Annotated in this window: 10 protein-coding genes and 1 tRNA gene; 3 read left to right on the forward strand and 8 right to left on the reverse strand. The window is 60.2% G+C overall.

Annotated features, from left to right (window positions below; genetic code table 11):
* Positions 1-14: 14 nt before the first annotated feature.
* The 7 genes from ACINK1_RS08790 to ACINK1_RS08820 form a co-directional block, all read right to left on the reverse strand.
* Complete coding sequence (locus tag ACINK1_RS08790; protein ID WP_376800868.1) at positions 15-2,429, reverse strand: FAD-dependent oxidoreductase; 2,415 nt, start codon at positions 2,427-2,429, stop codon at positions 15-17.
* Between the two features lie 130 nt (positions 2,430-2,559).
* Positions 2,560-4,869, reverse strand: a complete 2,310-nt coding sequence (locus tag ACINK1_RS08795) for a virulence factor (protein ID WP_376800867.1) — start codon at positions 4,867-4,869, stop codon at positions 2,560-2,562.
* Positions 4,862-5,503: a DUF1638 domain-containing protein gene (locus ACINK1_RS08800; RefSeq protein ID WP_376800865.1), complete on the reverse strand. Its 642-nt coding sequence runs from the start codon at positions 5,501-5,503 to the stop codon at positions 4,862-4,864. The genes ACINK1_RS08795 and ACINK1_RS08800 overlap by 8 nt, the downstream gene beginning before the upstream one ends.
* 169 nt (positions 5,504-5,672) lie before the next feature.
* A complete protein-coding gene (locus tag ACINK1_RS08805; RefSeq protein WP_376800863.1) occupies positions 5,673-6,884 on the reverse strand; it encodes a UxaA family hydrolase in 1,212 nt (403 codons plus the stop codon).
* A 63-nt stretch (positions 6,885-6,947) separates the two neighbouring features.
* Entirely contained in the window at positions 6,948-7,244 is a 297-nt protein-coding gene (locus tag ACINK1_RS08810; protein ID WP_376800861.1) for a UxaA family hydrolase, read from the reverse strand.
* 282 nt (positions 7,245-7,526) lie between these two features.
* Positions 7,527-7,601: transfer RNA gene (locus tag ACINK1_RS08815), tRNA-Lys, on the reverse strand.
* Positions 7,602-7,685: 84 nt separating this feature from the next.
* Complete coding sequence (locus ACINK1_RS08820; RefSeq protein ID WP_376800859.1) at positions 7,686-8,597, reverse strand: hypothetical protein; 912 nt, start codon at positions 8,595-8,597, stop codon at positions 7,686-7,688.
* Positions 8,598-8,670: 73 nt separating this feature from the next.
* On the opposite strand from ACINK1_RS08820, the gene glmU reads away from it, so the two are divergent.
* Both glmU and glmS read left to right on the forward strand, forming a co-directional pair.
* Positions 8,671-10,050 (forward strand): bifunctional UDP-N-acetylglucosamine diphosphorylase/glucosamine-1-phosphate N-acetyltransferase GlmU, encoded by a 1,380-nt coding sequence (gene glmU / locus ACINK1_RS08825; RefSeq protein WP_376800857.1) that lies wholly within the window; start codon positions 8,671-8,673, stop codon positions 10,048-10,050.
* Between the two features lie 113 nt (positions 10,051-10,163).
* A complete protein-coding gene (glmS, locus tag ACINK1_RS08830; RefSeq protein ID WP_376800855.1) occupies positions 10,164-11,987 on the forward strand; it encodes a glutamine--fructose-6-phosphate transaminase (isomerizing) in 1,824 nt (607 codons plus the stop codon).
* A gap of 24 nt (positions 11,988-12,011) precedes the next feature.
* On the opposite strand, the gene recG is transcribed toward glmS, so the two are convergent.
* Positions 12,012-14,159, reverse strand: coding sequence for an ATP-dependent DNA helicase RecG (gene recG / locus ACINK1_RS08835; RefSeq protein ID WP_376800853.1), 2,148 nt, complete (start codon positions 14,157-14,159; stop codon positions 12,012-12,014).
* A 59-nt stretch (positions 14,160-14,218) separates the two neighbouring features.
* Here recG and ACINK1_RS08840 point away from each other — a divergent pair, with 59 nt between their 5' ends.
* A complete protein-coding gene (locus ACINK1_RS08840; protein WP_376800852.1) occupies positions 14,219-14,497 on the forward strand; it encodes a succinate dehydrogenase assembly factor 2 in 279 nt (92 codons plus the stop codon).
* The last annotated feature ends 3 nt before the right edge of the window (positions 14,498-14,500 follow it).

The following is a 14,500-nucleotide window of genomic DNA, read 5'->3' on the forward strand; positions in this document are numbered from 1 at the left end:
ACTGCTCCACAGCCTCATGATCGCAGCCTTGATCCTTGCGGATCATGAAGCGGCTTGGCGGTCACCACGGCCTTGCACGGCTCGCCGAGGATATCGATGAAAAATTCCTCGCCATCGCGCGCCAGCGCAACCTCAACATAACCAACCGCCAGACTCTTGCCGACAAAATGCGCGTAGGCACCGGAGGTCACATTGCCGACCACCATGCCATCCTTGGTGATCGCCTCATAGCCGACCACGTCGGCGTGCGGGGCATCGACAACCATGGTAACAAAGCGCCGCTTTGGCCCTTTCTCACGTTCGCGATGCGCTGCCTCATAACCGACAAAGCCGGTTTTGTTCCAGTCGATAAAGAGGTCAAGCCCGGTTTCGCCCGCCGTGTAATCGGGCCGGAAATCCTTGTTGAAGGAACCATAATTCTTTTCAAGGCGCAGCGAGGTGATCGCCCGCCCTCCATAATGCACCAGATCAAGCCCCTCGCTCGCGGCCAGAATATCCTCGTAAAGCTGCAATTGATAATCCGGCGTCACCCACAACTCGTAGCCAAGTTCACCCGTGAAGCCGCAGCGCTGGACAATCGTCGGCGACATGCCAATCGCCATCTCGCGTACGGCAAAGAACTTGAAGGCCGGCGAGGAAACATCCTCTGACGTCAGTCGTGACAGCACATCGCGCGCTTGCGGGCCTGAAAGCGCGAACCCTGTCAGCATCGAGCAGAGCGAGCGGACCTGCACATTGTCGGGAATGCCCGATGAGGCAAACCAGCGCATATGGAAGGTTTCAGCAAAACCTGACCCGACGATGAGGTAGCGATCCTCGGCAAGGCAGGCAATCGACAGATCGCCGATGATGCGCCCGTTGACGTTGAGCATCGGTGCGATGCCCATACGGCCGGGCTTCGGAATCCTGCAGGCAAAAACCCGATCAAGCCAGGCGCGCGCACCAGCACCGGCGACCTCGTATTTCGCGTAATTCGAGCTTTCGTAGATGCCAACACCCTTGCGCACGCCCATGCACTCATGACGCACATGCGGGAAGGCGTTTGAGCGGCGGTAGGTGGGCTCCTCGACACGTTCGACGCCTTGTGGCGCGAACCACAAGGCTTGTTCCATGCCGAAATTGGCCCCGAACACCGCGCCTCGCGCCTTGAAACGCTCATAGACAGGCGTGCGCCGGAAAGGCCTTGCAGCCGGCATTTCCTCATTGGGGTAGGCAAGGCGAAAGCGCCGACGGTAATTTTCCTCGACCTTCACGCGCGTATAGGCAGGCGTTGCAAAGAGACCGTAGCGCGCCGCATCCATCGCCAGCACGTCTTGCCCCGGATCATTCTCGCTCATCCATCGCGACAGCACGAGACCGATACCACCGCCCTGGCTGAAACCGGCCATGACAGCGCAGGCGAGCCAGAAATTACGTTTTCCCTGCACCGGTCCAACAAGCGGGTTGCCATCAGGCGAGAAGGTGAACGGGCCGTTGATCACCTTCTTGATGCCCACTCTTCCGGCGGCAGGGAAATGCCGGAAACCACGCTCAAGTTCCGGCGTAATGCGCTCCAGATCATCAGGCAGAAGCTGGCTGTGGAAATCATCTGGCGTCATTTCCGGCGCCCAGACGCGCGTGTTCTGCTCATAGGTACCAAGCAGCACACCCTGGCCTTCCTGGCGCAGATAGATTTCTCCGGTAAAGTCGGATGTGTTGATGATTTCACGCTCGAGCCCGGCGAGTTCAGGCACCGGCTCGGTGACAATATAGTGATGCTCCATCGCCAGCACCGGCAGCGACAGGCCGACGAGCTTGCCAACCTCGCGCGCCCACAATCCGCCGGCATTGACGACATGCTCGGCATGGATTGTGCCCTTGTCGGTCACGACCTCCCAGCTGTCGTCGCTGCGCTGGTGCAGCGCAATGACCTTGGTGAATCGGTTGATCTCGGCGCCAAGCGTGCGCGCCGCTGTCGCGTAAGCCTGCGTCACCAGCCACGGATCGACATAGCCACCATCCTCGCGCCAAAGCGCGCCCTTGAAATACTCTTCGGCAATCAGAATGTTGCGTTTTTTGGCCTCAGCCGGCGTAATCAGCTCGGTATCCATCTTGAGATATTTGGCGCGCGAATGGATCAGCTTGAGAAAATCCATCTGCCCATCGCTGGTCGCCAGATAGATGCCGCCATTGTGGTGGATACCGCATGACAGCCCGGTCGTTGCCTCCAGCTCGCGATAAAGATCGAAGGTGTATTTCTGCAGGCGCGAGACATTGGCGTCCGAGTTCAGCGTCGTCACGCCACCTGCCGCATGCCATGTCGAGCCTGAGGTCAGCTCGTTCTTGTCAAGGAGCACCAGGTCCTGCCATCCGGCCTTTGCGAGATGAAAGAGGACGGATACGCCGACAACCCCACCACCGATAATGACCGCCCGCGCCTTGGTCTTCATACGGATCGTCTTCCTCTGGCTGGAGCGCCGTGCGCTTGCTGATGACGCCGGTTCAGTTCCGCGTGAACCCGGCGTCAATGTTTATTATGTCTGATCTTAATCTCGCGCAACCAGCGAAATCTCTGCCTGTTTATTGATCGCTTCTCAGCGGCATGGCGCGTCGGCGCCGCATGGTGCCACGGGATGATTTCGGCGCAAAGTGCACATGTCTGCCCGTCAACGCGTAATCATCATCAGCGTGTGGTATGGCCATCGCGGCCACAAAAGCGCTCTGAAAATCGGGATCAAGCGCAGTTTCGATCTTTTCGATCGACTGAACGATCTTCTGGATGTCGAGCCGCGACCGGGCATTCAAAAGAGCAATGCGCGCGCCATGCCCGGCGGCATTCCCGGCGGCACTGACATGTTCAAGGGCGCAATCGGGAATAAGGCCGAGCGCCAGCGCATGCAGCGGGTCGATATGCGCGCCGAACGCACCGGCAAGGCGAATGCGGTCGATGTGCGTGATTCCCAGACGCGCCATCAGCAGCTTGCAGCCTGCATGCAGTGCTGCTTTGGCAAGCTGGACCGCCCGGATATCGCCTTGCGTCACGGCAATTTCGGGTTCTCCGGCGAAGATGACATATTTGAAGCTTCTCCCGTCCGGAACGAGGCGAGATGAACGCGTCGCCACGTCGCTGTCAAAGACGCCATCAGGCCGTATGACACGGGCGAGCGCCAGTTCGGCGACCACATCGATGATCCCCGACCCGCAGAGACCGGTGATCCTGGTTGATCCACAGGCATCCGCAAACCCCGCCTCATCTGACCATGGTGCGATGCCGATCACCTTGAAACGCGGCTCAAGCGACACCGCATCAATGCAAATTCGCTCAATGGCGCCGGGAGCGGCCCGCTGCCCGCTGGTGAGCTGCGCCCCTTCAAAAGCAGGGCCGGTCGGCGATGAGCAGGCAAGAAGCCGATGGCGGTTTCCCAACACGATCTCGGCATTGGTTCCAACATCCACCAGAAGAGTGATCTCCTCGCGCGCCTGCGGGCTTTCAGCCAGTACCATCGCGCTGGCATCAGCCCCGACATGGCCGGCAATGCAGGGCAGAAGATGGACGTAAGCGCAAGGCGCCACGTTCAAGCCAAGGTTTGCCGCTGACACGTCGAGCGCTTCGTCAATTGCCAGCGCGAAGGGGGCGCTGCCAAGCTCGCGCGGATCAATCCCGAGCAACAGGTGATGCATCACCGGATTGCCCACCATCACCATGTCGACGACATCGCCGCGCGCGAGACCAGCCTCAGCGCATAAATCGCCGATCAGCGCGTCGATCGCGCCGCGCACGCTTGCTGTCATCTCGGCCGCGCCGCCCTCCGTCATCATGGCATACGAGACGCGGCTCATGAGATCTTCGCCAAAACGGATCTGCGGGTTCATGACGCCCGCTGACGCAAGCACCTTCCCATCGCCCAACGCGCACAGATGAGCCGCAAGGGTTGTCGAGCCGATGTCAACCGCAATGCCGGCGATCTGTTCTTTAAGCCCCGCATAAATAGCAACGATCTCGCGGCCGTGGCGCAGTGCCACGGTTACTTTCCAGCCGCCAGCACGCAGCAGCGATGGCAAATGCGCCAGAAGCGGCAGCGGCAGGGTGACATCGCCGATTGCCCATTGCGCGCGCAACGCTGCGCGCAGGCGATCAACATCCGAGCGCGGCATGTCGAGCGATGGCTCTTCGACCTCGATGAAGTGCAGGCGAACGACAGGGTCAACGATGATCGCCTGATCAGAGGTGTCTTTGCGGACGATCTGGCGATGAACCTGGCTGTCCTCGGGAACGACAACGATCAGATCGTCGGTGATTTCGGTTTGGCACCCCAGCCGGCGGGACACTGCCATCCCCCGCGCGCTGCGGTAGCGCGCTTCAACGGCGTTAGGCGCGCTGCAATGATCTGCTTGTGATGAAATGCCAAGCTTGGCGTCGCGACCATGCTGGATTTCAATCTGGCAGCGCCCGCAGATACCCCGCCCGCCACATACGGAATCAAGATCAACCCCGAGTGATCTTGCAGCGTTGAGCACGGTCGTGCCGATGGCCATGCGGCCGCGCTTGCCCGACGGCGCAAAGAACACCAGCGGCTCGGTTGCCGGCGGCGGGTGATCGAGCCCGCCGTTTTGCACGAGGCGCCGCAGACGCGCGGGATCGTAGTCATCCTCGATCTGGCGCAGCGCCACCGCGATCGCTGCTTCAAGATCATCCCCGCAGGGCGATGGCGTCCCGCGTCGCCACGCCGACAGATAGGAATCTGAATCCTTGGCACCACTTCGCATTGCGGCGTGATCGATCGCTTCATGGAAGCGGGCAGCGAGTTCGCGTTTGGCGCTCGCGCGTCCGGCGCGCGCGATCAGCTGGGCTGGAATATCGCGCCAATAGATCACCGTCAGCTCAGCCATGGGGGGACGCAATGCTGGCCGCCTCAAGATGCGAGGAGAGCAACTCAAGCCCGGTGAACATTGTTTTCAGGGGCAGGGCCAGTTTCCGGGCAGCGTCCGCAGCTTTGTCCGAAACTGCCTTATCCGGCGCCTGGACGAGATGGACGACGCGCCTGTAATGCCCGAAATAATCGTCACGCAAGCCGGGATGGCGATCAAGTCCAAGGCCTTGCCACACCAGGCGCTCGAAATGGCGGGCCAGATAGTCGGTGAGGAAAAAGCTTCCGATCTCCTCGCTCATCAAGGCGGAAAACTGCTGATTACCGGCGACAAACTCATAGCAATGCGCGCCGGGCAACCTGTCGATCCCTTCTGCACGTAACAGCTCGTCCAGCGCGCCGCCTGTGCCGCAATCGCCATAGGCACAAAAAATACGGTGATAGCGCCCTCGCACCGCATCGATCCGCGCTTTGACGGCGCTCGCAATGTGCTCCGGCCGATTGTGCAGGATGGCTGGAACATAGGTGACATCAAACACCATTCGGCAATCGGCGCGCCGCAGCATGTTCAGCTCGCGCGCCAGCGCCCCGCAGGCAATGATCAGCAAGCGCGGTCCGGCCTGTTGCAACGACGGATTGTTTGGCCAAACGGACATCAGACCCGGACGCTAATCGCCGGAAAACCGATATGCCAGCGCAAAATTGCATTAAACCGACGCCATGCGACAACTCAGAATGGATCATGCCATGATGGCCGATGCCGGAGCCGAGCATGCAGCCTCCAGCATCGGTCAGTGCGACGGTAATCGAGCGATACCGCCAACGTCACGCACTGCGATACAGCTTCGTCATCGAAAACTCGCGGTGCCCGAGCGCTTCGGCAGCCGTCAGGCGGCCATTGCAGGTGCGGATGATCATGTCGATCAACGCATCACCGGCGGTATCGAGCGTCTGGTCGCGGCGCAGCACGCCCGTCACATCCACATCGATATGCTCTGGCATGGTACGAAGGGTTTTCGGATTACCGGAAATCTTGATCACCGGAACAATCGGATTGCCGATGACATTGCCCTGACCGGTCGGGAAGGTGTGCACCACCCAGCCGCCGGCTGCCATCAGCGTCACGCATTCAGCGGCCGCAGAGGAGGTGTCCATGTAATAGAGCCCCGCGCCCTTGGCGGGAGCCTCGGCTGCGTCGAGCGCATCGATATAGCGGCAGCGCCGGCCGATTTTTTCGAGATTGCCCAGCGCCTTTTCCTCGATGCTCGACAATCCGCCAGCAATATTGCCCTTCGTAGGCTGGCTCTCGGACAGATCGCCATCCTTATGCGCTTCGATGACCTCTTCCTGATAGGCTTTCCACATCTTGTACCATTTGTCGGCGACGCTCTTGTTGATCGCTCGTTCACGGCAGATGTGCTCCGCCCCGGTGATCTCCGAGGTTTCACCGAACACACCGTAAATGCCCTTGGGGATCAGTTTGTCATACATATTGCCAACCGTCGGGCAGGATGAGAGGCCCGTTGTTGTGTCACTCTCACCGCACTTCGTTGATACCCACAAATCGGCGATCCCGCATTCCTCGCGCTTCAGCTCGGATGCCCACTGGACAAATTCCTTCGCCTTATAGGACGCCTTGGCAATGGTAGCGATGTCGCCATGACCTTCGATGCCAAAGCCCACCACCGGTTTGCCGGTCTTGGCGATGCCATCGACGACCCGCTTCGTCCATCCATCCTCGATGCCGACCACGACCACTGCGGCCACATTGGGGTTCGAGCCGGTGCCGATGAGGGTACGAAAATGCAGATCGAGATCCTTGCCGAATTGCAGACGCCCATAGGCATGCGGGATGGCCATCGTGCCCTTGATGTTGTTGGCGACCGCTTCGCACACCGAGTTCGACAGATCGTCAAGCGGCAGGATGATGACATGATTGCGCACCCCCACGCGACCATTCTCGCGGCGCCAGCCGGTGAAATGCAGATTGCTATGCTTTGCTGGTGAACTGCGTTTTTTTAAAGTTTTGGTGGCCATCATATTCGTCCTTGTCGCCTTGAACCGTGATCGTCTTGAATGAGAATTGATAGGCGGCCGGCCTCACCAGCGCTTCGTTCTGTGATTGTGGACGTGGACGTGATCGCCTTTTTTGAAGTCGGCGACAACTTTGCCGATATCCTCGCCATACTTGATGATGGTGTCGCCTTTCTTCATATCCTTCAGCGCCACCTTGTGCCCGACCGGAATGTCATGATTGGCCTTGCCGGTAATCGGCGTGTCGGTCTCGGTGATGATGCCTCTCATCTTCGTTCCGGCAGCCAGCCCCTCGACAACAACAACGCCGACATTGTCCTTGGGACTGTGAACGAGAAAATGCGGAATGGACGGGCTGGGCATAAGCAGGTCTCCTGTCTGAACGGAACGGCAGAATCATTGCGCGTGCTAAATCATCTCATGAAAGAAAGCCATATTGCTAACCGTGACAATAGCTGCGCCGCGTGCAGATCATAACGCTACGACCGGTCGCGCCGGCATTGGCCACATCAAACGCGCCAATTGCGATCAGAGCAAGCGCTCGTCTGGCCGACCGTGCTCCCGATGCCGACAGCGGCGCTGAGAGAACAGCCTCAGGCTCACGCCGCACACGGACTTTGCCTGAAGCCAGACAGAAAAGGGGAGTGGTGAGCCCGGATGGATTCGAACCATCGACCATTCGATTAAAAGTCGAATGCTCTACCACTGAGCTACGGGCCCTGATGAAAGCGCGCGGACCTTATGGATGCTCTTGGCGGGGGTCAAGCACCGGCGACACATAAAGCGCGAATAGATGGAAATGCCTCAGCGCAGTGCCAGCCGCTGCCCATCATAGACAGTTGGCTGGCAATTGACATTTGCTTGGCGCAATTGGGCGCACAGCGTGGCGGCATCAGCGACATCGTTGACCGGGCCGGCAACCAGATAAAGAATCGGCTGCCCATTGATCCCGTCACGGATGGCGACCAGCGGCTCCAGGCGTCCAAGGGTCGCTTTATTGCGTTCGCTCATTCGTTGCCAGCGAAGGCGCAATGCTGACATCGTCGTCTCGCTGCCCAGATCAAGCCCGAACTGGCTACGCGTCGCCAGCGTGATGCCGCCGCTCGCCGATGCCAGATCACTGTCGGCGCTGCCTTGTCCGCTACGCGCGATTAGCGGTTCGCTCGGGCGCCCGCCGTCTCGTGCAACAGGCGGCGAAAGAGAGGTTATTTCCGGCGCTTTCGCGCGCGGCTCGCCTGGAGCGATGCTACCCGTAACATCATTGCTGCGTCTGGTTGACCCTGTCACGTCATCAACATCACGTTCAAGCCTCGCCAGACGCTGTTCAAGTCGCGCCCGCTCGGCGACAAGCCTGCGCGTTTCCTCGCGCACGGTATCGACTTCCTGATTGACGATACTCGCCAGTTGCGAAGGCGAGGGGCCCTGGGCCTGCCCGATCAGTTCGCCAAGCGCGCCTGGCAGCGCGGCGAGACGTTCTCCCCCGCGGTTGGTTGTGCTGGTATAGACCACCAGACCGAGGGCAAAAAACGCCGATGCGGCCCAGACGGCGGGAAAGCGAATGTCTCGCCAGATGTTTTCAGCCCGGCCATAATCACGAATTGACCCCACCCGGTGCTGCGCAGCCCCCAGATCGAGTACATCGTCACTTTGCAAGGTCTGCTTTACCTTCATCGTCTTGCGTGGCATGGCCTCCCCGCGAATCGCGTGCAATGACATATTATCGCGCGGCTCGTTAACGCCGCACGATATAAATTACCAAAATCGGGTTAAATGCTGGACGGAGACAGCGATGGCGTCACGCGAACTAACCACTATCATCCTCGCTGCCGGTGAGGGAACGCGGATGAAATCGGCTCGCGCCAAGGTCCTTCACGAGATCGCGGGTGCGCCGCTGCTTGCCCATGTGATGGAGACTGCAAGCGCTGCCGGCTCGTCAGCCCTCGCCGTCGTCATCGGCCCTGACCGCGACGATGTGGCTGACATGGCCCGACGCTTTGCTGGCAAACTCGACATCAAATTGGATGTTTTCATACAAACCGATCGTCTGGGAACCGCGCATGCGGCCTTGCAGGCGGGCGCGCTCCTGCAAGCTGCCAGCGGCGATGTCATGATTGCCTTTGGTGATACGCCGCTTCTGACGCCGGCGACATTTGAAGCCTTGCGACAATCGCTGCGAGAAGGGGCGGACATCGCTATTGCCGCCTTTACGGCCACTGATCCCTCTGGATATGGCCGTGTCCTGGCCCAGGGCGATCAGGTGATCGCCATCCGCGAGGAAAAGGACGCATCCGCCGAAGAACGCCAGATCACCTTGTGCAACGGTGGATTGATGGCAATTTCAGCCAGGCATGCTCTGCGCTTGCTGAAACAGGTCGGCAATGCAAATGCCAAGGGCGAATATTATCTGACCGATATCGTTGAAGCGGCGCGCACCGAAGGCGTGATCGCCCGCGCCGTGGTGGTTGATGAAGATGAATTGCGCGGCGTCAATACCCGCGCCCAGCTCGCTGATGCCGAAGCCTTGATGCAGCAGCGTCTGCGTCGGGAAGCAATGGAGGCAGGTGTCACTCTGGTTGCACCCGACACGGTTTTTTTCTCGCACGATACCGTGCTCGGCAATGATGTGTGGATAGGGCCGCACGTGGTGTTCGGGCCAGGTGTGTCGATGGCAGGACCGGGGGAAATTCTCGGCTTCAGCCATCTCGCCGGCTGCCGCATTGCTGCGGGCGCCCGCATCGGACCGTTCGCCCGCATCCGCCCGCAAACGGTACTCGGGGAGAACAGTCACATCGGCAATTTCGTCGAAATCAATCGCTCAACACTCGGCGCCGATGTGCAGGCCAATCATCTGGCTTATGTCGGCGATGCCGAGGTCGGACGCGGCAGCAATATCGGCGCTGGAACCATCACCTGCAATTTCGATGGCGCCGACAAGCACCATACGAGGATCGGGCGCGATGTGTTTGTAGGCTCTAACTCAACGCTGGTGGCACCGATTACCATCGGCGATGAAGTCTTGATCGCCGCCGGTTCGACCCTGACAAAAAACGTGCCCGATGGAGCGCTGGCTTTCGGACGCGCGCGGCAAAGCGAACTCGATGGCAAGGGGCGCGATAGGGTCATTGCCAATCAAGCCAAACGCGCCGCGCGCAAGGCACGCGGCGCTTGAAGCTGTTAGGAATTGCAACAGACAGTCATTTGGCGTTCCCGAGCGCCTGCGGCTATGTGACGGTCAAACAAAGCGTCCGGATGCGGACAACGCTGATCATAAGGCTAGGTTGAATGTGCGGAATCGTTGGCATTATTGGCAAAACTGCCGTTTCCCGGCAGATCGTTGAATCACTGCGCCGCCTTGAATATCGCGGCTATGATTCCGCCGGGATCGCCACGCTTGAAGGGGGCGTCATTCTGCGCCGCAGGGCGCCCGGCAAGTTGAACAATCTGGACGCCGTTCTGTCAGAAAGACCGCTTTCCGGCCATGTCGGCATCGGCCATACGCGATGGGCCACCCATGGTCGCCCCAACGAGGTCAACGCCCACCCGCACGCCACCACGCGTGTTGCCGTTGTTCATAATGGCATTATCGAGAATTTCCGTGAATTGCGCGAGGAAGCTGCCGCCAAGGGTGCTCGTATGGAAAGCGAGACCGATACGGAAGTTGTCGCTCACCTTGTTACGCAGGCGCTTGAGGAGGGAAAATCGCCAAAGGAGGCGGTGGCAGCGACGTTGAAGCGGCTGCGCGGCGCCTTTGCCCTGGCGTTCCTGTTTTCAGGAGAAAACGATCTGCTGATCGGCGCCCGTCGTGGCCCGCCGCTCGCGGTCGGCTACGGCGAGGGTGAGATGTTCCTGGGCTCCGACGCGATCGCGCTCGCGCCGCTGACCAACCGCATCTCCTATCTCGAAGAAGGAGACTGGGTCATCCTCACGCACGCCGGCGCGGTCTTTTTCGACGAAAATGATCAGCCCGTGCAGCGCGCCATCACCCTGTCCCAGATCAGCGGCAACCTGATCGACAAGGGCAATTACCGGCATTTCATGGCCAAGGAAATTCATGAGCAGCCGGAAGTGGTGTCGCATACGCTGAGCCATTATCTCGATTTGACGACCGGTACTATTGCGCCAGCCAGCCTCGAGGCGGTTGACTTCAAGAAATTGTCGCGGCTTGCCATTTCCGCCTGCGGCACGGCTTTTTACGCCGGGCTCGTTGGCCGCTACTGGTTTGAGCGTTATGCCCGCCTGCCTGTCGACATCGATATTGCCTCCGAATTTCGTTATCGCGAGGCGCCCTTGGATCCAGGTGGCCTGGCGCTCATGATTTCGCAATCGGGAGAAACCGCCGACACGCTCGCGACCCTGCGCTACTGCCGCAGCGCCGGGCTCAAGATCGGTGCGATCGTCAACGTCCCAAGCTCAACCATGGCGCGCGAGAGTGACGTTATCTTCAAGACGCATGCCGGCACAGAGATTGGCGTTGCCTCCACCAAGGCGTTCACCTGCCAGCTTGCCGCACTTGCGGCCTTATCGCTCGCCGCCGGCAAGGCGCGCGGCGTCATTGATCCGGCCGAAGAGCACGATCTCGTCAAGGCGCTCATGGAAGTGCCGCGTCTGATGGCTGAAACGCTCAAAATCGAACCGCAGATCGAGCGTCTGGCCAAGAGTTTGGCCAAAGCCAGTGATGTGCTCTATCTGGGGCGCGGAACGAGCTTCCCGATTGCGCTTGAAGGTGCATTAAAATTAAAAGAAATCAGTTATATACACGCTGAAGGTTATGCAGCAGGTGAACTGAAGCACGGACCCATCGCACTCATTGACGAGACGATGCCCGTGGTGGTGGTCGCCCCTTACGACCATCTGTTTGAAAAGACCGTGTCAAACATGCAGGAGGTCGCGGCAAGGGGCGGACGGGTGATCCTGATCACCGACGCGCAAGGAGCCAAAGAGGCCGGCGATGTCTATGCCAGCATCATCGTGCCGACCGCGCATTCCTTCATCAGCCCCCTGATTTATGCCATTCCTATCCAGCTCATGGCCTATCATACGGCGGTCGTCATGGGCACCGATGTCGACCAGCCGCGAAGTCTCGCCAAGAGCGTCACTGTCGAATAATAGAGCGTGACCGTCGAATAGCGCTCATCCGGCCAACAGGTAACGCAGCGCGCGCTGCTGGCCAAACAGATGCAATGCCAGTCGCGCGGCCTGTCCGCGCGGGCTGGTGAGAAGCGGGTCGGCGGCAATGAGCGCGCGCGCTTCGCTTCTGGCCGTTGGCAATAGATCGACATGCGCCTCCCATGTCGCCAGCGGCAGGGATGGCAGGCCGGATTGTCTCGCTCCCAGTACTTCGCCGGGCCCACGCAGGCGCAGATCGGCTTCGGCGATATAAAACCCGTCCTCGCTGTCGCGAATGACCTGAAGGCGCTCCTTTGCCGTTTCGCTGAGATCGGGATCGTAGAGCAGCACGCATGAGGAAGCCTGCGTGCCGCGTCCAACCCTTCCGCGCAATTGGTGGAGCTGCGACAGGCCGAATTTGTCTGCCTGCTCGATGATCATGATGGTCGCATCCGGCACATCGACGCCAACCTCGATGACGGTCGTCGCTACCAGAACGCGGCTGGCGCCTGTTGAAAAGTCAGACAGGGCCTTTTCCCGCCGCGCCTGAGGCAGTCGAGAGTGGAGGAGAGAGACGAGGCCGGGAAAATGCGCTTCAAGAGAAGCTGCGCGCTGCTCGACGCCGCTTTCCTCCTCGCCCTCATCGGCAATTGTCGGGCACACCCAATAGGCACGTGCACCCTTGTCCAGCGCGCGGCGAAGCCCGTCGATCACCTCATCGAGGCGGGTGAGCGGCATTGCGCGCGTCGCGATTTTCTGTCGACCGGGAGGCTTTTCATCAAGCTTCGAGACATCCATGTCGCCGTAGTAGGCGAGCACGAGCGTGCGAGGGATCGGTGTCGCTGTGGTCAACAGCAGGTCGACCGCTTCGCCTTTGGTCGTCAGAGCCAGACGTTGATTGACGCCAAAGCGATGCTGCTCGTCGATGACCGCAAGACCCAGATCGGCAAAGCGCACATCCTCCTGGAAGAGAGCGTGCGTGCCGATGACGAGCCGAATGCGTCCATCCGCAAGGCCGGCGAGAACTTTAGCCTTCGCGACAGCGCGCTCGCGTCCGGTGAGAAGGACCGGCTCAATGCCGACGCCACGCAGAAGAGGCGTCAGCGTCGCATGGTGCTGGCGCGCCAGAATATCGGTTGGCGCCATCAGGGCAGCCTGATGACCGGCTTCGATGGCACGTGCCATCGCCAGCATCGCCACCACCGTCTTGCCCGACCCGACATCACCTTGCAGCAGATGCAGCATGGCCTGCGGCGCCGCCATGGCCCCATGAACAGCTGCGAGCGAGCGCACCTGCGCGCTTGTCAGCGTGTAGGGCAGGGCAGCAATGAGCGGTTCGACCAGTTGGCCATCGCCGCTCATCGCCCGGCCATGGCGCTGCCGTGTGTGGCGGCGAAGCAAAGCAAGTGCGAGTTGGCTCGCAAAGAAGGAATCAACCGCAAGCCGCCGTCCTGCCGCTGAACTTGCCGCACCCTCATCAGGCGTCGAGGGCTGATGGACGTTCCGCAGCGCCCCCAGAAACGGCGGGAACCCGGCAACATTCTCTGGCGATAGCCATTCAGGAAGCTCTTTGACGACAGAAAAAGCCTGCCGGACAACCCTGTGGAGAAAGCGAGACGTCACCCCCGCTTTTAGCGGATAGACCGGCTCGATGGCGCTGAAACCGCCGGGCTTCTGCGGATCAACCACGAAAGCCGGATGGACGATCTGCTTCACCCCGTCGAAGCTCTCGATGACGCCGCTGATCAGCCTTTCGCTGCCAACCGGCATTGATCGTTCGATCCATCCTGTCTCCTGGCCGAAATAGACCAGGAGCAGTTCCCCACTCTCATCACCCACCACGACCCGGTGTGGCATCCGGCTGCGCCCGGGCGGGGCATGGCGGTGCGCTTCAATCCGTCCAATCAGCGTGACTATCGCGCCTTCCGGCGCATCAGCAATTGTCGTGCGCAACCGGCGGTCGATGGTGCTGGTCGGCAGGTGAAACAGAAGATCAACGACGCGCGCCGGCGTGCCGTTCTCAGGACCAATCAACCCCTTCAACGGCGCGATGAGCTTGGTGCCGAATCCCTTGAGTGTGTCGAGAGGGGCGAAATAGCCATCAAGAACCGCCGGGCGCGGATCTTCTGCAGCGATCGGCAATTGCCCTCTGGTGAATTTGTTTTCTGCCATTGCTGCCTGTGACCAGTCGCGTTAGAGGAAGCGGATCAAGCCGGTGGAAGGATATCATCATGACGGAAGGCGTCGCATCCGCCGATCCGCTGACGCTCAGGCGTCGGCGCGCCCGTTACCGTGCCTGGCATCGCGGCACCAAGGAAATGGATATCATCATGGGTCGCTTTGCCGATGCAGAGCTTGAGGGCATGAATGCGCACGAGCTTGACTTGTTTGAGGAATTGATCGACGTCGGCGATCCTGAGCTGTTTTCGTGGATCGTCAAGGGAGGCGAGGTTCCCGAGGCCTACCGCACGCCGCTTTTCCAGCGCCTCAAGGCCTTCCATCTAGGTTGAACA

The organism is Raskinella chloraquaticus (SeqCode) (assembly GCF_021731865.1).
Taxonomy (GTDB): Bacteria; Pseudomonadota; Alphaproteobacteria; order Rhizobiales; family UBA4765; genus Raskinella; species Raskinella chloraquaticus.

Coding starts and splice junctions, on each gene's coding strand:
- glmU (WP_376800857.1), top strand. CDS start 8,671: ATGGCGTCACGCGAACTAACCACTATCATCCTCGCTGCCGGTGAGGGA.
- ACINK1_RS08800 (WP_376800865.1), bottom strand. CDS start 5,503: ATGTCCGTTTGGCCAAACAATCCGTCGTTGCAACAGGCCGGACCGCGC.
- ACINK1_RS08790 (WP_376800868.1), bottom strand. CDS start 2,429: ATGAAGACCAAGGCGCGGGCGGTCATTATCGGTGGTGGGGTTGTCGGC.
- ACINK1_RS08840 (WP_376800852.1), top strand. CDS start 14,219: ATGACGGAAGGCGTCGCATCCGCCGATCCGCTGACGCTCAGGCGTCGG.
- glmS (WP_376800855.1), top strand. CDS start 10,164: ATGTGCGGAATCGTTGGCATTATTGGCAAAACTGCCGTTTCCCGGCAG.
- ACINK1_RS08820 (WP_376800859.1), bottom strand. CDS start 8,597: ATGTCATTGCACGCGATTCGCGGGGAGGCCATGCCACGCAAGACGATG.
- recG (WP_376800853.1), bottom strand. CDS start 14,159: ATGGCAGAAAACAAATTCACCAGAGGGCAATTGCCGATCGCTGCAGAA.
- ACINK1_RS08805 (WP_376800863.1), bottom strand. CDS start 6,884: ATGGCCACCAAAACTTTAAAAAAACGCAGTTCACCAGCAAAGCATAGC.
- ACINK1_RS08810 (WP_376800861.1), bottom strand. CDS start 7,244: ATGCCCAGCCCGTCCATTCCGCATTTTCTCGTTCACAGTCCCAAGGAC.
- ACINK1_RS08795 (WP_376800867.1), bottom strand. CDS start 4,869: ATGGCTGAGCTGACGGTGATCTATTGGCGCGATATTCCAGCCCAGCTG.